Raw genomic sequence first — 16,105 nt, 5'->3', positions numbered from 1 at the left:
GAGGCCAACGCTTGTTTTGGATTCCTCGCATCACACACCTCCGTCCTTGACCCAATCCCTTCAAGATCTCCCTGCTCGCAACATCACATCGTCTTGCGTGCCGGGTTGATCACCTCGAACGACACACGCCATCCGTCCTGTCGCCCCTGATCGTGGAATCCGACCTGATAGTTGATGCTCAGGCGCGAGCCGTGGGCCAGTGGCGCGAGCCACGATGCCGGAATGCGTTCGTCGAAGCCCGTCTGCGCCTCCATCGCCGTGACGCGATGTCCGTCCTTGAGGAAATACTGGTACGTCTGGCCAGGCCGATCCTCGTGTTCACCCTCGCACCAAAGCCATAACTGCTGACGCTCGAAGGCGAGGTACCAGGGCTGAAGCTGCACCTGGGCACCGTTCGGCAGCTTGTCGGGCTCGATGCGATCGCTGCCCGCGAGATCCGGCAATTGCGGCACCCGCATGTCGGTCGGCTTGAACGGCAGCACACTCAGCGACAGCACCGGACTCGTCTGATCGCCACCCGAGCGCGACACCACGTAGCTCACGTTCGACGACAAGCCGACATTGGCCGCAATCACCGCCGGGGCAATGTCGAACGAAAGGAATTCGGGCACGGGCTCGGGGACCGTCTCGAAAGCCGTCTCGATCGTGCCGTCGCCAACCGTGCCATGCCAGCGAACTTGTACCCGGTGGCCCGCCTGCATACCCTGATAGCGCACCTGCACCCGGGCACCTTGCAGCGCGAGCATCGGGTTCAGGAAACCGTCGAGCCCGTTTTCGACTTGCGGGGCTAAAAGCGTGAGCGTCGGCGTGAGATCAACAAGGATCGACTTGTCCGCTGACACACCGATGACCTCGCCGTTCGGACGCTCACATCGATACGTGAACACATACTCGCCCGGTGCCAGCGCTCGCAGGACCTCGCCCGGGAAATTGACGACGATCGCTTTCCCGACGTCGTCGGCAGTCAGGGGGCGTGTCATCGACACGATGTCGACGCCATTGATCGTGCAGAACAACATGTCGCCAGACGCGGAAAACGGCGGGAACATCTGCGTATCTGCAGGCAACGCGTCACCGTGATGTGCCAGATACTCGTCGGTGACGCCGTTCGCTTCGACCTCGACATCGACGCGAAATGCAAGGTACGGTAGCGCTGCATCGGGCGCCGTCCGGTGATGGTCGATCTTCATTTCAATACCTCGCTATCCCGATTGCCGCGATTGGAAAGGGCGTAACGCGCGTGGGGTGCACGAACTGGGCTGTTTGCCGTTGGCACGCTTGAGCTCACAACCGAGTCTCTTCCACCGAATCAGCTCGCCGCACAGACAGTGGACGGTCAGACGAGCGGGAACGCACGCTTCTCGCTTGCGAGTTTCTCCCGCTCGCCCCGGAATCAGGCCGGGACCCCGACTGTGAGCGGACTAATGGCCCCACAAAATGACCCGCAGACCGGGCCGTCATGAAGGAGTTGGATGCGTTGAATATTGGCGGGGGCGACATCGAGGATCGCCCGCTCGATACGACCGAACCACTGCCGAACGACACGTCGCTACGGACCTCGCTAATCACACTCAAACCGGAAGGCGGGCGACCGCCAGGCGAAGAGCTTCGTACGCTGCGAGACCCCCTTGCCGCCGTGCCGCCAGGACCACCTATCGGCGTATTCCGCCCGCTTCCAGCAAGGTCCAGCATCGAATCGGGTCTCGTCAAGCTGCCTCGTGCGCCCTCCATGCCAGCATTCATCGCACGCGCCGCAATGCGTGCATTAGCGACGGCAAACCCGAAACCCGACGCAATGTCGATAGCACCGAGTACGCTGGCGGCGATGCCAAATCCGGCCGCAAGATCGTCATCCCCTCCGGCCGCCGCAATCGCGCTCCCCGTGGCGGTTACGAAAACCGCTGCATTGATGCTTACGGTGCTGACGAACGACGCCTGCCCCACCGTGCCCAGCGCGGCGAAGTTCGCGGATATGCTGGCGATCGAAATGCCCGATGTCGCCACAGTTGCCGCCGATGTTCCCGTCGCCACAGCGACGCCTCCCGACACCGCTCCCGCCGTCGTTGTTACCATTGCACCGCTTACCGGCGCTAACAGCCCCGCCGAATACACCGTGGCCAGGATGCCTATCACGGCGGTCACCGCCGTGATAAGCCCGCCCAGCCATGACGGGATGTGTCCCGACGGATCGATCGAGTTGAGCGGATCAAGACGCGCATAGGCGTTAAAGCCACCGCCATCGAACGGAACATAGGTGTCGGGCACAAGAAAGCGACACAGCACCGGGGAATACAATCGTGCATTGCCCAGCCAGAGGCCTTGTGTCGCCGGATCGACAAGCTCGCCATCCTGACCGGGAACGCTATCCTGCACGTCTGCACGGCGATACCCGCTTGGGGAGTATGTAATGCCCCGCGTCGCGTCGCTGCCCGAATGCACTTCGAGAACGCTCGACTTGGCATCGGTGGCGTACGCGAGAAACTGTCCCGCGGAGTCCAGCGTGCCCCCGGTGCCATCGAGATAACTGCGGGTGATCGTGCCCTCCACTTCCACGGCCAACCGGTTGCGACGGAAGGTCCGTCGACGCGTCGGCCGCCCCGCCTGCACGACGACCGCCTGCTCATCGAGCGGGTTGTAGCCGTACTCGGTCTTTGCCTCTCCACCACGCTGGGCAGACATCATCTGGTCCTGCGCGTTGTACGTGTAGGTGTTGCCCAAGCCGTCGTCGATCACGCGACCGGCCGCATCGTAGCCGAGCGTGAAACGCCCATCCCCAGCGCCATAACCGCGCCGCTCGAACGCCGTGAGCTGAGTGGGATCGTCGTCGTTATCGAAGTGATATGTGACTGTGGCGGGCGTGCTCGTGCCGTCGTGCCACGTCAGGATTTCGGTCACGTTGTCGAACGCGTCATGCGCCCACTGCTGCAACGAAATCCGTCGTGAAGGATCGTGTGGATCGGGAGGACTTTCGGGTCCATCGGTATAGTAGGCATCGAGCCGGTCACGCCTGTCGTAGGCCATCCCCTCCATCAATCGCAACGTGCCGCCCTCGGAACGCGTGCGATTGATCAGCAAATCGAGGGCGTTGTACCCCTGAGTCAGCACGAGCGCAGCGCGCCCCGGCGCGATCGTCTCACGCGACGTCTCGCGACCGAAGTCGTCGTATCCGAGCGTTGTCGTCAGACGTAACACACCGGCCTGCCACACGGTCTGTTTGCACAATCGGCCAAGCGGGTTCCACGAATATTCCACAACAACATCGCCGCAGGTGTACTCCATCAACTGACCGGTGGAAAGGTTGTAGCGATATTGATGGATGTTCCCCGCCGCATCCTTATACGAGGCAGGCAGACCCTGCAACGTCCATTCGTACGTCGACTGACGCTCGCCCGCGTCGTCCGTCCACGTTTCGATATGAGGAAAACCGGTTGCGTAACGCTCGCAACCATAGGTGGCTCCTGCAAGCGATGCCCCCACGAGCAACCCAGTGTTCGGGTCATGCTCGTAATCGGTTTGCACAGTTCCCGCCACACGCTGTCGAGGCACCTCGGTCAGCGAGGGATTGAGCGTGAATGTCAGCGACTGTCCGGCGGCGTTGGTCTGTTCGGTCGGATGCCTGCGATCGAGCTGGAACGACCAGACGGTGGTGCGCCCCCCTACCGTCTGGTCGGTAACGCGCATCTGACCATCAAACGTGCGAGCCCCGACCTCGGTGCCGTTCACGCACACTTGTGTCGCGCTGTTGTCGAGCGAATGCGGTACGTAGGCGTAGTCGAACGTATCACCGTTGCCGAGATCGACGTGACTCGTACGGTCCGCAAAGTCGTAGGTGTACGTCGTCTCTCTTTGTGACGAGTCGACCGCACTGACGCGACGGCCCAATCCGTCGTAGGCAAAGGTCCACTGACTCACCAACCTTTGCGCCGTATCGGTGCGTGTTTCCTTTTCGATCTCGGCAAATCTGTTGTACGTACGCGCTGTGACCCCAGAGCGTTCCTCGCCGCCCTCGAGCCAACGTCTCTCCGTTTGCGTCACGGCATTCCACTCGTCGTGTTCGATCACACCGTCCGGTCGCGTCACGGCGCAGCAACGTCCCCATCCGTCGTAGGTGAAGTGCATGGTGGTGACCAGCGACGCGTCCTCGATGCGATCGGTCGTCGTGCTTTTTATCTTGCGTGCGCGCGTATCGAACTCGTACCGCATCACCTCCAGCACATCACCTCCGGCGATGTCGGGGTCGCTTCGTGTGGTACGCACGGTCAACCCGGTGCCATCGAAGTAGGCGGTATCGACGATGCCCGAATCGCGGGTGGTCTGTTGCGACACCGCGCCACCGGTTTCGCCCATGAGCGTATAGACATGCCGCAACGTGGCAGTGTAGGTGGTATCTCCCGATGTCGGCGTCGTCGACTCCTCGACCACGCGGCCAAGCACGTCATATCGCGTCACGACGATCGCGTCGTTGCCCTGCACAAGGGTGTCCAGCCCGGTGTGAATCGACGTATGCGTGATGGTCGTGCTGTCGGTGTCGTCGAAATCGGTATGCTGCCTGCGCGTTGTCACCAGTTCATCGTTCGCCTTCGCATAGGTGTAGTCGGTCGTGGTCGTGTTCGCGGCGAGGGTCTGCACTCGCTGGCGTGCGCGCCCATGCAATAGTGCCGACGCCGGATCATTGATGTACGCGAACGTCACCTCGTCGAAAACATCTCCCTCCGCCAACTGTCGTTGCTCACTCACGGCCAGAAAATCGGCCGCACCGGATACGAGCGACGGATAGCTCGCGTACCGATATTCCTGAACCCGCGTCGGCGCCAGTGCTGTCGGCTTCATGCCGGGGGCGCGGGGCGTCGGTTCACCCGGCACCATCGTGCGCGACTTCACAGAGCGCGGCGTCTTCCACACGGGGTCGGGCGGGCATCCGTCCTCGCCAGCAGGATCGTAGTACTCGGTCAGCTCACTAACACGGTCCGGCATAACGAGCTCGATGGGGTTGCCCCACGTGTCATACCGGTGAGTCGTGATCTCGTCACGCGCCACCCCGTCGCGACGCCAGCGCACGATCTCCTCTTTCGGCAATTGCACGATGGCAGGCTGTTCGTCATAGGGCGCGCCCGTCACGTCGTGATAGGTATTCAAGGTGGTTTGCTCGCAGCCGTCCTCTTCGCGCCGTTCCTCCATGAGCAGGTGAAAGCGGTTGAACTCGCGGTACACCGTGCCCAGCACCTGCGGTGGCGCGACGGTTTCGTCGATCTGCGATTCGGTCGACCAATAGCGATAATCCGTCCTGACCTTGTAAAGCGCGTCGGCGGCATCTTCCCAGTCGACACCCGCGCCATAACCCAGGAAATTGTTCGTCGAGAAGGCGTACGTCGTCACGCGCGAGGGTTGATCGGCACCCGGGTCGATCTCATGGCGCACCACATAAGGAAGATGGGCCGGTGGCGTACCCGGCGCTTCGTTCGAGCGCGACGGAAAGCGATGCCCGTCCGTTCTGTAAGCCATCCGCTCCACACTTCCGGTCGGCGACCTCACCTCGGTGAGGAACGCGAGATCGGCATCGGTCAGACGTTCATAGTCGAAGACCCATCTGGGCTGACCGGGGAGCGGGAGGCGGATCGAAGACACGAGGTCGCCGCTGAGCGTCATCTCGTAGACGACCGGTACCGGCCCGGCCACCGTGATGGAAACGGCCAGCCCCGTGCGTGTCACGTGCAGCAACTCTCCGCGGTCTTGATCGCGCATCGTCGCTAGTGCCGGTTCTCCCTCGAACGCCTGCCACGTCAGGAACACCGAGCGACCGTGCGGTGACACGATTTCCACCGGCACCCAGGGGGTGAGCGGATCCGACGGCTGGAAGGGTTCCAGAATCTCGCGTTGCCCCGAACGATAGGTCACCACCACGCGCGTAGCCTGCTTCTCTACGATTGCGGTGGGCAGCTTCTGGTCGGGGAGCGTGATGCTCGCATCCGTCATGATCGCGAGGTGCGTCTCGCCGTCCGACAGGCGCAAACGCTTGGCAGCGGGTTGCAGTTGCGAGAAGCCCCAGCTCCAGCCGCGACCAAGTCCGATGTCGACGTTCTGCAACGGATCAAAGCCGAGCGAGAGCTTCAGTTCCGGTCCGGCCAACGCATTCATGGACATGGGCGGCAACGCAACGCGAACGGTGTATATACCGGTTCGCGGGTCCACGCCCTTTTCGAGGAAGCTCAGAAAACTTTGTGCCCCGGAATACAGCGCGTTGTGGTCCGCCTGAGAGCGTTCACGTACTGGCTCGTCCATATCTGACTCCTTGCGATTGCAAGTGCGAGGTGAGGATCGCAATGTGAGGCCCGGTCCTGTCACACAGGAATACCGGACATCGCCACGTCCTCAGGCTTGCGTCAGATCCATTTGGTCGAGCGACGTCAGAATGTTGACGCGCAAACGATGGGTCGTTCCGTATTGGTCGCGCACGATGTAAATGGAGCCCATGTTGTTGACCGCCCCCGCCCACGGGAGCCCACCTACGCGTGAGACGAACGCCACCGACGCGCAGTCGGTGCGGGCGTAATTGTTGGTGTCGGGCCGGTAATCTCCCATGTGCTGTGTATGGGAGTAGATGAAACGCTGCTGCTGCGTCTGCTCGTCGGGGGGCGGCGCGTAACCGCAGAATGCGCCGGTCGATGAGTTGGGAGACAACCATCGGAACGTGCTTGCCCAGCTGTCTGGCGCAACATCGATGGTGCGGACTGCATAGCGCCGACCGTTATCGACCATGCCAAGATGGTAGATCGTCACCTTGATATTAGGGCCAACTTCAAATCTGTTCGGGTTGTCCCATTCCACTTTCCAAGCAGCCAAACCCGGCCGCTCAAACTGCACCGGCACGACGTCGACTATCCCCTTGTCACCCGTCTTGTCCATCGAGTACACATCGATATTGGACACCGTAATACGTGCCCCGACGGACTTGCGAGTATTGGCAAAGTCGGCTGTCTGCAGGTACTGATGGAGCGTCTCGGACGCCACCGGCTCTGGCCCCACCGCCCCTGGCGGGCAAAAGTCGTAGTCGTTTTTCTTCGTGGATGCACCCCAGCCGTCGGTGACCGGCACGTTCGAATCAGTGACCACAGGAATCAACTGACGTGTGCCAGCATCGACCAATCGCAGACTACCTCTTTCCTCTGGCGTCAGCGCGACATCGGACTCGATCGTGATCTCGATCCCTACCTGACTCAACCCATTGTTGTAGAGACGCTCGGTGCCGGATGTGATTTTCAGCTCGAAGGTCTCTATGGCCGACGCTCGGGTGCTTGCATTCATCTCAACCTCCGACACAAGAAGTGTGGAATGAATGTTAGGCGTCATACTCGCTGGCCACACCTGTCAACCTTGACAGTCGACGCCCGCGCTGCGGGCCATCGACACTGGCGGAGCGAGGGAAAATCGAAGAGACAAAAAAGCGGCGACACTTGGTCGCCGCTTATTCACACCGATTGGCTGCGTCGCTCAGGCCGGACGTTTGAGATACAGCCCGGTCCCGCGAAAACGACACACTTCTTCGCCATGCTGATTCGTTGCGGTCCACAACTGACGCACGATGCCGCGATCCGGACGGCTCTTCGACGCACGCACTTCGAGCGTGCTGCTCGTGACCGTCACCGTGTCGCCGGGACGCACCGGTTTGAGCCATTCAATCTGCTCCACCCCCGGCGAACCCATGCTCGACGAGCGCGACAGCAACTTGTCGACATTCATTCGCATCATGATGCTACACGTATGCCAACCGCTCGCGACCAACCCGCCGAAGTGCGATTCGCGTCCTGCGGCTTCGTCGACGTGAAAGGGCTGCGGGTCGAACTGACGCGCGAATTGGACGATCTCGTCGGCTGTAAATGTGTATTCGCCGAGATCGAAGGTGTCACCGACTGCGAAGTCCTCAAAGTAGTACTCAAGCGTTGCCATGCCAACCTCCCGCTGTACGAATAGTCCGAGTGGATTCGAGCAATTTCGGCCATTCCTGTGATGCGATAGGCACTGAAAATCGCCGCGCGTGAGGGACATTATGCATGACCGCACGACGCTCCCCCTGGCACACTTTTCACGTCGCACCTCCCCCTGAAGCCGCCCGGCAATCGACAAGCGATATCTGAAAGTGCGTGCGCTATTGGCGCATTCACCATGAACGCCATTGCCATCAGCGCTCGCAGCCCTACCCTAGCGGCAGCACCCCCCTCTCACAGGCAGGAGCCGTCGAAAAATGATCCGCTCGACTCAGTTTCCGTTAGCGCCCGTCTCACTCCCCACCGTAACGGAACCCCCGCACCCTGCCTGCACCGCAACGGCATTCCCCCCCGATCGGTCACCCACGCTGCAAACGCTGCTCACCGCATCGCTGCCCTTCGATGCCCCGTACTGGGCCGACAAGATGACGCAAATCTGCGAGGACCATCCGGCACTGAGCACGAGCCTTCGATGGTTTCTCGGCAACGTCCCGCTCGCCGAGATCGCGCAGTTTCTCGACAGCGGCATCGAGGTGCTTGCCGACGCACTCGATGACTTGCCCGATCTGGCGCACGGCATCCTGATCTCATGGGAGAACGCGTTGGCGAGACGGCATCCCGCCGAGTCTCTCGAAGCGATTTGCCTGCGTGTGACGTCGCCCTCGAATCTGCGAGACGTCAGACGGTCGATGACCCGGGCCGCCGCGCGCGATGGCCAGCCCGAGAATCTTCACGTGGCGGTCTGCGGTAAAAGCTGGGCGCAGAGCGTATCGGACACATTCCAATGGTTGCGAATGGCGGGCAGCGGATTCGATCCGAACCTCCGTGAGGTCGATTACGAACGACGTGCGCGCGAACTGGCGCACGAAGTGAGTTGCGCGAGGCCGACGCTCCGCTTCTACAGACGCGGTGCCATCGGCACGTTGACCGGTTTGCTTTACGCCTACGCGAGCGCCTCGTGCCTCGTGAGAGACATCGGCATCACAAGCCACTTGAGCGCACCTCACCGTGTCCCGCCCGACGACAGCGGGAGTCCCTCCTTTCGAGAAGTCATCGGCGATGTTGTCGATGCCTGTCTGAATGCGATCTCCGAGGGCACCGACCGACTGACGAACGCCGTGCCGATTTACGATCCACTTCGCTTTCCGGCAACCGCAAGCGCAGCGATCCCGACCACGCCCCGTGATATCCCGAATCCCGCGCATGAGGGTGTGGATCCCCCGCATCATGTGCGCCATGCGTCGCATCATCCGAGCGAGAAGCCACCGCCGAAACTGTCACCGCTAGACAATTCACCCGCGATGCAACGGGTTGTCTCGCTCGCCAACGCTCAGGAAAATCGCGCCCTGACCCGGGAAGCCGTGATCGACGCAATTTCCCCCATTTTGGATCTACGGCAATTCATCGATCGTGAACTGATCTCGGCCCTCGCCGACGTCGGCATCACGCGACATCCCGATCTTCTCTATCTGAATCGATTCAAATACTTCGGTCGCCCCTCCAAAATGGCGCTACCGCCGGGCACCCTCGCGCGTAGCGGCCTGATCGAATCGCTGACGCTGAGCGAGGCTGCACGACAGTTTGCGACCAAGCAGAACGCCATCAAGGAGACCCCGCTCGCCTATGGCATCTATCGACATAACCGCACGCTGGGAAATCACTTTGTCCCCGAGGACGAGGTCGACGAGATAACGATCCCGGCGTTCGAGCGGATGATCGACGCTTGCAGGCAGCGCTGGCTTGACCATCTGAATCGGCTGGAAGGCCCTCGCGTCGAGGCCGATTACGTTGAGGCGCTTTACGAGCGTGCGCGCACGGCACTCGAGCAGCAGGCTGCCATCGAATACAACGCCGGACGAATCTCCGGGGACGGTCTCGTCCTGGCCCAGATCGTGGCGTATGCGTCCGATACCAGACACCGTCGATTGAACCGCGACGCGTACCTCGGCAACATCCGAGGACACGAGATCATCATCGACATCAACGGTAGAGGCCACGTCCGACCTGCGGGTGCGTTTGCGATTTCTGAGTATCCCGCACGGATGACACGTCATCCGGGAAGGGTACTTGTCGCCGTGCTGGGAAGTGGTTTTCCGCTGAGGGAATACGAATCGGAACTGAGTCTCGAACGGGATCTGGCCAGAGGTGAAGGCTCGGTCATCTACCGGGAACTGGTCGGTCGGCTTCCTCTCGATATGCAGCCCGCGTGCTTCGCCAACGTCCCGTGCCAGGTCATGCTACCGGCTACGCGGGACGACGTGATCCGTCGCGCACTGAGAGCGAGCTTCAGCGTCATTCATCACGACTTCGACCACGGTGGCAGTGCGCTGTTCGACGGGCGGCGGAGCGCCGTCTGGACAACATGGCTGGCCGGCGCAAACGCCACCGACTTCGACACGGGAATTCGGGAAGCCGCGCCCGGCAATACGGGCTTTCCTGCCGGGTTCCCCCCCGACACGCTGCCCCGCGAACGGCGTCTGCACATCGACCGCTGCGCTATCGAAGCGGTTCACGAGGTCGGCCGACTGCGAGTCCATGTCGCTGCGGCCCTGCCCGATTTACCACGCGCGACCGAGGATTACATGACCGCGCTGATCAAGACCTTGAGCGGTCAACGGGTCGCCACATCGCAGACTTACCTTCATGTCTACCGGCAGCGTGTGAGCACCGCGCTCGATTTTCCGACCATCGACTGGACCGGCCCGGAGACCCCGATCGAAACGTTGTCGCTGGCGCAATACCTGGCGAACCGGGTCAGCGGCGCAAAAACCGAGGCGCTCTCACCCGGCACCCGAACCATCCTCTCGAACGATGCAAACCCCGTCGGCGCGCGCGAACTGAATATTCCGAACCTGACACCGGAGGATTTGCTTAACGCCATCGATACCGAATCTTTCATCGATCAGCAAACCGATGCTTTCGATACCTTCTGGCAAGACCAATTGCAGAACATGTACGTATCGCTCAAGGGCGCCTTCATCATCGAGGCCTTTGTACAGCAGCAGGAACGTCGCTTGCCTTCCGCAGCGGCGGACATCGCGCGCCGCGTCGCCGGATGCGCCAGCATTTATTCACTGGATCTCGAACCGATGCACATACCGTCGATTCCGGATGCGGGTATTCGCATGTCATGGCTACACATCGGCGGCGCGAAATCGGACATTCAAATCTTCGAGGATGTCGGCACCGGTTGGCTGCTCGTTTATGCGCCTCGCGTGCTGTCGGATCATCTGGTCGCGTTTCATCGGCACGCGGCGTTGCACAGCTGGCTCACCGAACAGCTCGGTGATACGAGTACCCGCGAACGGCTGGTGAGCGCGTTCTCCGCAGCCGATCGCGACAATGCGGTACGCACCGGACTCATCGGTGTGCCAGCGCCCCGCAGGGGAATCATCCCCGCTTTGGCATTCTCGACGTCACTCATTTCCGGCGACCCCTTCACCGCATACCTCGATCTGTTCAGGGCGCGCGTACAGGAAGAAACGCATAGCCGGACGCCGAGCCACCCCGGTAGCGTCGTCGCCCCGCTACTCGACACGCTTGCCGCCACCAACTTTGTATTTGGCCTGACGTCCATCGCCGGGGCCGCGTTGCCGGGCATCGGCGTGACTTCGAGCACGCTCTCCGCAATTACCTTCACGATGGGCGCCACCGCCGTTGCCTTCGGCGACCCCCCTGTTCGAAGTGCGGGCTGGAATGCCATGCTTTCCGGAGCGGCCGGGCTGCCCATCGGCTGGTTTACGAATGCAGCCGCTACGGTTAGCGCGCAATTGCGGCCCTTTCTGGCGTCCGCCTCCACACAGCGGTTGCATCCACTGATGCCGAATCTTTATCGCGGCGAACAAGGCATGGTGGTGCGCTCAGGGGACCTTTACTTCAATGTCGATTATTTTCCCGAGCGCGGAACCTGGAACGTGATCGATCATGCCAGGCCCGGCTCGCCCGGGCCGTCGATCTCGCAAACCGCGAATTACGACTGGATTCTCGAAAGCACCAGCGTGCACGCCACGCCCGATGGCTTAGTCGGTGCAACGGTGTTCCATGACGATGTGAGCCTGAATTTCATCGAGGTCGAATACCGCTCGAAGCTTTCGGCGCAGCGTCATGCGGCGTCGGCCGAGCGTCGGAAAGCCTTCCTGGCAGGCCGAAGCGAAGCGGGGAAAAGCCCCTTGAACCTGCCACCGGAAGCGCGACCGTCGGCGCTGCTCAAGCTGGATTTCATCGATTCGGCGACCCGCGATCCCCGACTGCTCGGCATCCTCTCGCGCCGCGTCGAAGAAGTCATGCGCGTCGAAGCTACGGCACGCGCTGCGCTCAACGCACGGCTCATTGCAGGCGACATTCGCGCCGCATCGGGAGAATTCAGACCCCTGCCGCAAATGGCCTATACGGCAAGCAATGCCGATGGGCGGACCGGATTCTGCTTGCCTCTGGTGCGCATGATGGCGGTCGCCCAACATCGAGGGGACATCACGTCGTTCATCCAGACGATAGAAGGTGCCGTTCAATGGCCTCAATCCCCTCAAGCACTTTCGCTTCGAGAGCAGCTCGTACGATTGCATTCCAGTGTGGAAGCCAGCGCGGCGGAAACGCATCTCGGGCTGCTCGACCTCAACAGGCTCGAACAGACGATCGAGGGCGGTCCCGCCAGTGCGACGTATCTCGTCACCACGCGGAGTCATTCCATGTCCATATCGGTCGAGCTTGCCGGCACCGTTGTCTACGATCCGAATTTCGGCGTTGCCGAATTTCGCTCGACCGGCGATGCGCTCAAGGCGTTTGGGGCGTTGATGCGTCGAGGCGATCTGGCGCGTCTCTACGGGGCGTTCGACGGCTTGGGCGAGATGCAGTTCATCCTCAAGCGAGTGGACGTAGACAGACTCGCCCGGGTCGACGTGGGGGGAACGGAGGTGGCCGAGATGGCGATTTCGACGTGGGGGTGAAATCGGCGCAAAGCGATGACCGCCGAAACGCCCCCCCCGATGACCCCCTATTGGAGGGTTTCCTTGACACCGTCAGGCAGCGGCAACGACATGATGTCGATACCTTCGTCGGCGAGCGCCTCGGCTTCCTCTCGCGACGTCGTGCCGCGAATATTGCGCTCCGGGGCTTCCTGATAGTGAATCTTGCGAGCTTCCTCGGCGAATTGGTTGCCGACGTCTTCCGTGTTCGCCATGACGTGGCGCACGGCCTTCATCCACAACGTCTGCAATTGACGCTGCGCTTGCGCAACTTCCGGAGGCAGGGCATCGGTACTTACCGGCGAGCCGCCCGCCTGCATCGTCGAGGTCTCGGCGCGCGACGTCGTCCCCGACAGATTCAGACGCGGTGCGGACGGCATGCGCGCGACCGCCGTATCGCCGCAGACCGGGCAACTGACCAGCCCGCGGGACTGTTGCGAGAGGTAATCGTCCTCCGAGCCGAACCAGCCCTCGAAGGTGTGCTCATGGGCACAACGCAGATCAAAAACCTTCATGATGCAACGGATATGTCCCTGCCCCGCCGTTCGAATACGTCAGCGGGACTGGGATCGAATAATGACCGTTAGACGGCGAATCAGCGCATCGGCGTACGTTCACCGGGCTGCCAGACTCCCGATAATATCTTTTCCAGCCAAAACGCGCCGATAACCGATTTCACGTCCGTGACGCGCCCTTCGCGCACCCACTGAAGCAATTCCGTCGCAGGCATCTTGAAGACATCCAGAAACTCGCCTTCATCCAGCTTCTGCTCGCCCTTCGTCAGATCGCGTGCCAGCCAGATGTCGATGAACTCCGTCGAGTACGAAATCACCGGGTGAATGCGGGTCAGGTAGTCCCAGCGCTCGGCCCGATAGCCTGTCTCTTCCAGCAACTCGCGCTGACCGCACACCAGACCACCCTCGGCCTCGTCGAGCTTACCCGCGGGCAGCTCCGTCATCACGCGCTTCAACGGATAGCGATACTGACGCTCCATGAGCACCTGGCCGTCTTCGAACAGCGGAATCACCATCACCGCGCCCGGATGGGTCGTGTACTCGCGAATCGCCGTCTTGCCGTCGGGCAGACGCACGCGATCGCGCTTGATGGTGAGGAACGCGCCTTCGTAGACGGTATCGCTCTCGATGCCGGTCTCAATCAGGTGCTGGTCGTCTTGCTGTTGGGTCATAAGCCCTCCACGGCTGAAAATTGGCGAACCCAGAATACAAAACGCCGCCTCAGGGGCGGCGTCTTGCGAAGCATCCATCTCATGCGGCAGCCGCCGGTCGATGGCGCCACAAATACCGGTAGACGAAGCCCGGAAACGCGAACACGACAAACAGGCTCGCCGTCACGGCATAGAACTCCCAGCCCTGCGCGAACACATTACCGATGCCCGACTCGATCAGATAACCCAGCGCACCCACGACAAAGTACGCCACAACCATCTCGATCAGGCGAAGCCACAGCGGTTTGACCGCCGACTTGCGTCCGAGAATACCGAACAACCGTTGGTTCACGAACGGCAGGTTCGCGCCCAGCACGGCAAGCAGAATAACTAGCGTACCGCCTGCGGACATCCCCATCGTTCGTCTCCCCTATTCACCTTGCGGTGTCTGTCAAACGGCAAGGCAGATCGTGTCGATCTGCCCTGTCCGCGTTTCCCTTCACTACTATGGCTTCCCGACTGGCGAATCAGCTCGCCAGCGTCAGCTTGATCGTGCGCAGGCACCAGTCCATCAACGAACCCGGCATCAGGCCGAGATACAGCATGGCCAGACCGTTGATCGACAGCACGAAGCGCATCGTACCGCTGCCTTCAATCGCATTGGTGTCGTCGGCTTTGTCGAAGTACATCAGCTTCACGACACGCAGGTAGTAGAACGCACCGATCAGCGAAGCGATCACCGCGACCACTGCCAGCCAGACCATACCGGCGTTCACGACGGCTTGCAGCACGGCCAGCTTGGCGTAGAAGCCTGCCAGCGGCGGAATGCCGGCCAGCGAGAACATCAACATCAGCATGACGAAGGCAAACCACGGGCTGCGCTGGTTCAGACCCTTCAGATCCGAGAGGTTCTCGGCTTCGAAGCCCTTACGCGAGAGCAGCAGCACGATACCGAACGTGCCCAGCGTCGTCAGCAGATAGATCACGCTGTAGAACAGCGACGAACCGTACGCGTCGGCGATGCCGTCGATCTTGCCGCCCACCACGCCCGAGAGCATGCCCAGCAGCACGAAGCCCATGTGCGAGATCGTCGAGTACGCCAGCAGACGCTTGACGTTGGTCTGCACGATAGCCGTCAGGTTACCGATCACCAGCGAGAGCACCGCCAGGATGATCAGCATCTGTTGCCAGTCGATCGCCAGCGGCAGCATGCCTTCCACCAGCAAGCGCAGCAGCAGCGCGAAGGCACCCAGCTTCGGTGCGCCACCGATGAGCAGCGTGACCGGGGTCGGTGCGCCTTGATAGACGTCCGGCACCCACATGTGGAACGGTGCAGCACCCAGCTTGAAGGCCAGACCGGCGACCACGAAGACCACGCCGAACACCAGCACGATCTTGTTCACGGCGCCCGAGGCGATCACTTCGAAGACCTTGGCGAGTTCGAGCGAGCCCGTCGCGCCGTACATCATCGACATACCGTACAGCAGGAAGCCCGAAGCCAGCGCGCCCAGCACGTAGTACTTCATGGCCGACTCGGTCGCGTTCGTCGAATCGCGCCACACGGCAGCGAGCGCATACAGCGACAGCGACATCAGTTCCAGACCCAGATACAGCGTCAGGAAGCTGTTGCCCGAGATCATCACCGACAAGCCCAGCAGCGAGAACAAGCTGAGGACATAGAAGTCGCCACGGGCAAGACCGCGGGCTTCCAGATACTTCTGGCCGTAGATGAACGTGACGAACGTTGCCAGACCACCGAAGGCCTTGAGCAGGTTCGACATCGGGTCGGCGACGAACACGTTACCGAACAAGTAGTGCGAAGCCGGGTCGGCGGCGTTACAAGCCCACAGCACCGACACGACAGCCGACGTAATGCACGCCAGCACGTAGTTAAGCTTGCGCGTCTGGCCGAGGAACGCGTCGCACATCATGATCACGAGGATCATGAGTAGCAGGATGGCCTCCGGCAATGCAGGCAGCAGATTAATGTTTTGCAT

General features: G+C 61.4%; 9 protein-coding genes. 1 reads left to right on the top strand and 8 read right to left on the bottom strand.

Annotated features, from left to right (window positions below; all coding sequences use genetic code 11):
* Window positions 1-83 precede the first annotated feature (83 nt).
* The 4 genes from ACIQWO_RS01845 to ACIQWO_RS01830 form a co-directional block, all read right to left on the bottom strand.
* Entirely contained in the window at window positions 84-1,190 is a 1,107-nt protein-coding gene (locus ACIQWO_RS01845) for a hypothetical protein (RefSeq protein WP_402818466.1), read from the bottom strand.
* 94 nt (window positions 1,191-1,284) lie between these two features.
* Window positions 1,285-6,279: a hypothetical protein gene (locus ACIQWO_RS01840; RefSeq protein WP_402818463.1), complete on the bottom strand. Its 4,995-nt coding sequence runs from the start codon at window positions 6,277-6,279 to the stop codon at window positions 1,285-1,287.
* Between the two features lie 90 nt (window positions 6,280-6,369).
* Window positions 6,370-7,302 (bottom strand): hypothetical protein, encoded by a 933-nt coding sequence (locus ACIQWO_RS01835; RefSeq protein ID WP_402818460.1) that lies wholly within the window; start codon window positions 7,300-7,302, stop codon window positions 6,370-6,372.
* Between the two features lie 186 nt (window positions 7,303-7,488).
* Complete coding sequence (locus ACIQWO_RS01830; RefSeq protein WP_402818457.1) at window positions 7,489-7,944, bottom strand: MaoC family dehydratase; 456 nt, start codon at window positions 7,942-7,944, stop codon at window positions 7,489-7,491.
* Window positions 7,945-8,239: 295 nt separating this feature from the next.
* On the opposite strand from ACIQWO_RS01830, the gene ACIQWO_RS01825 reads away from it, so the two are divergent.
* Complete coding sequence (locus ACIQWO_RS01825; RefSeq protein ID WP_402818454.1) at window positions 8,240-12,925, top strand: dermonecrotic toxin domain-containing protein; 4,686 nt, start codon at window positions 8,240-8,242, stop codon at window positions 12,923-12,925.
* Window positions 12,926-12,972: 47 nt separating this feature from the next.
* On the opposite strand, the gene ACIQWO_RS01820 is transcribed toward ACIQWO_RS01825, so the two are convergent.
* The 4 genes from ACIQWO_RS01820 to nuoN form a co-directional block, all read right to left on the bottom strand.
* Window positions 12,973-13,458, bottom strand: coding sequence for a DUF1178 family protein (locus tag ACIQWO_RS01820; protein WP_402818451.1), 486 nt, complete (start codon window positions 13,456-13,458; stop codon window positions 12,973-12,975).
* 80 nt (window positions 13,459-13,538) lie between these two features.
* Window positions 13,539-14,129 (bottom strand): NUDIX domain-containing protein, encoded by a 591-nt coding sequence (locus ACIQWO_RS01815; RefSeq protein ID WP_402818448.1) that lies wholly within the window; start codon window positions 14,127-14,129, stop codon window positions 13,539-13,541.
* A 79-nt stretch (window positions 14,130-14,208) separates the two neighbouring features.
* Window positions 14,209-14,520, bottom strand: a complete 312-nt coding sequence (locus tag ACIQWO_RS01810; RefSeq protein WP_039403639.1) for a DUF2818 family protein — start codon at window positions 14,518-14,520, stop codon at window positions 14,209-14,211.
* A gap of 115 nt (window positions 14,521-14,635) precedes the next feature.
* Window positions 14,636-16,105, bottom strand: coding sequence for an NADH-quinone oxidoreductase subunit NuoN (gene nuoN, locus ACIQWO_RS01805; protein WP_402818446.1), 1,470 nt, complete (start codon window positions 16,103-16,105; stop codon window positions 14,636-14,638).

Origin of the sequence: Pandoraea sp. NPDC090278 (assembly GCF_044772185.1) — a bacterium.
Lineage (GTDB): Bacteria > Pseudomonadota > Gammaproteobacteria > Burkholderiales > Burkholderiaceae > Pandoraea.
Note: the sequence above shows the minus strand (reverse complement) of the source record. Positions and strands in the feature narration are given on the sequence as shown.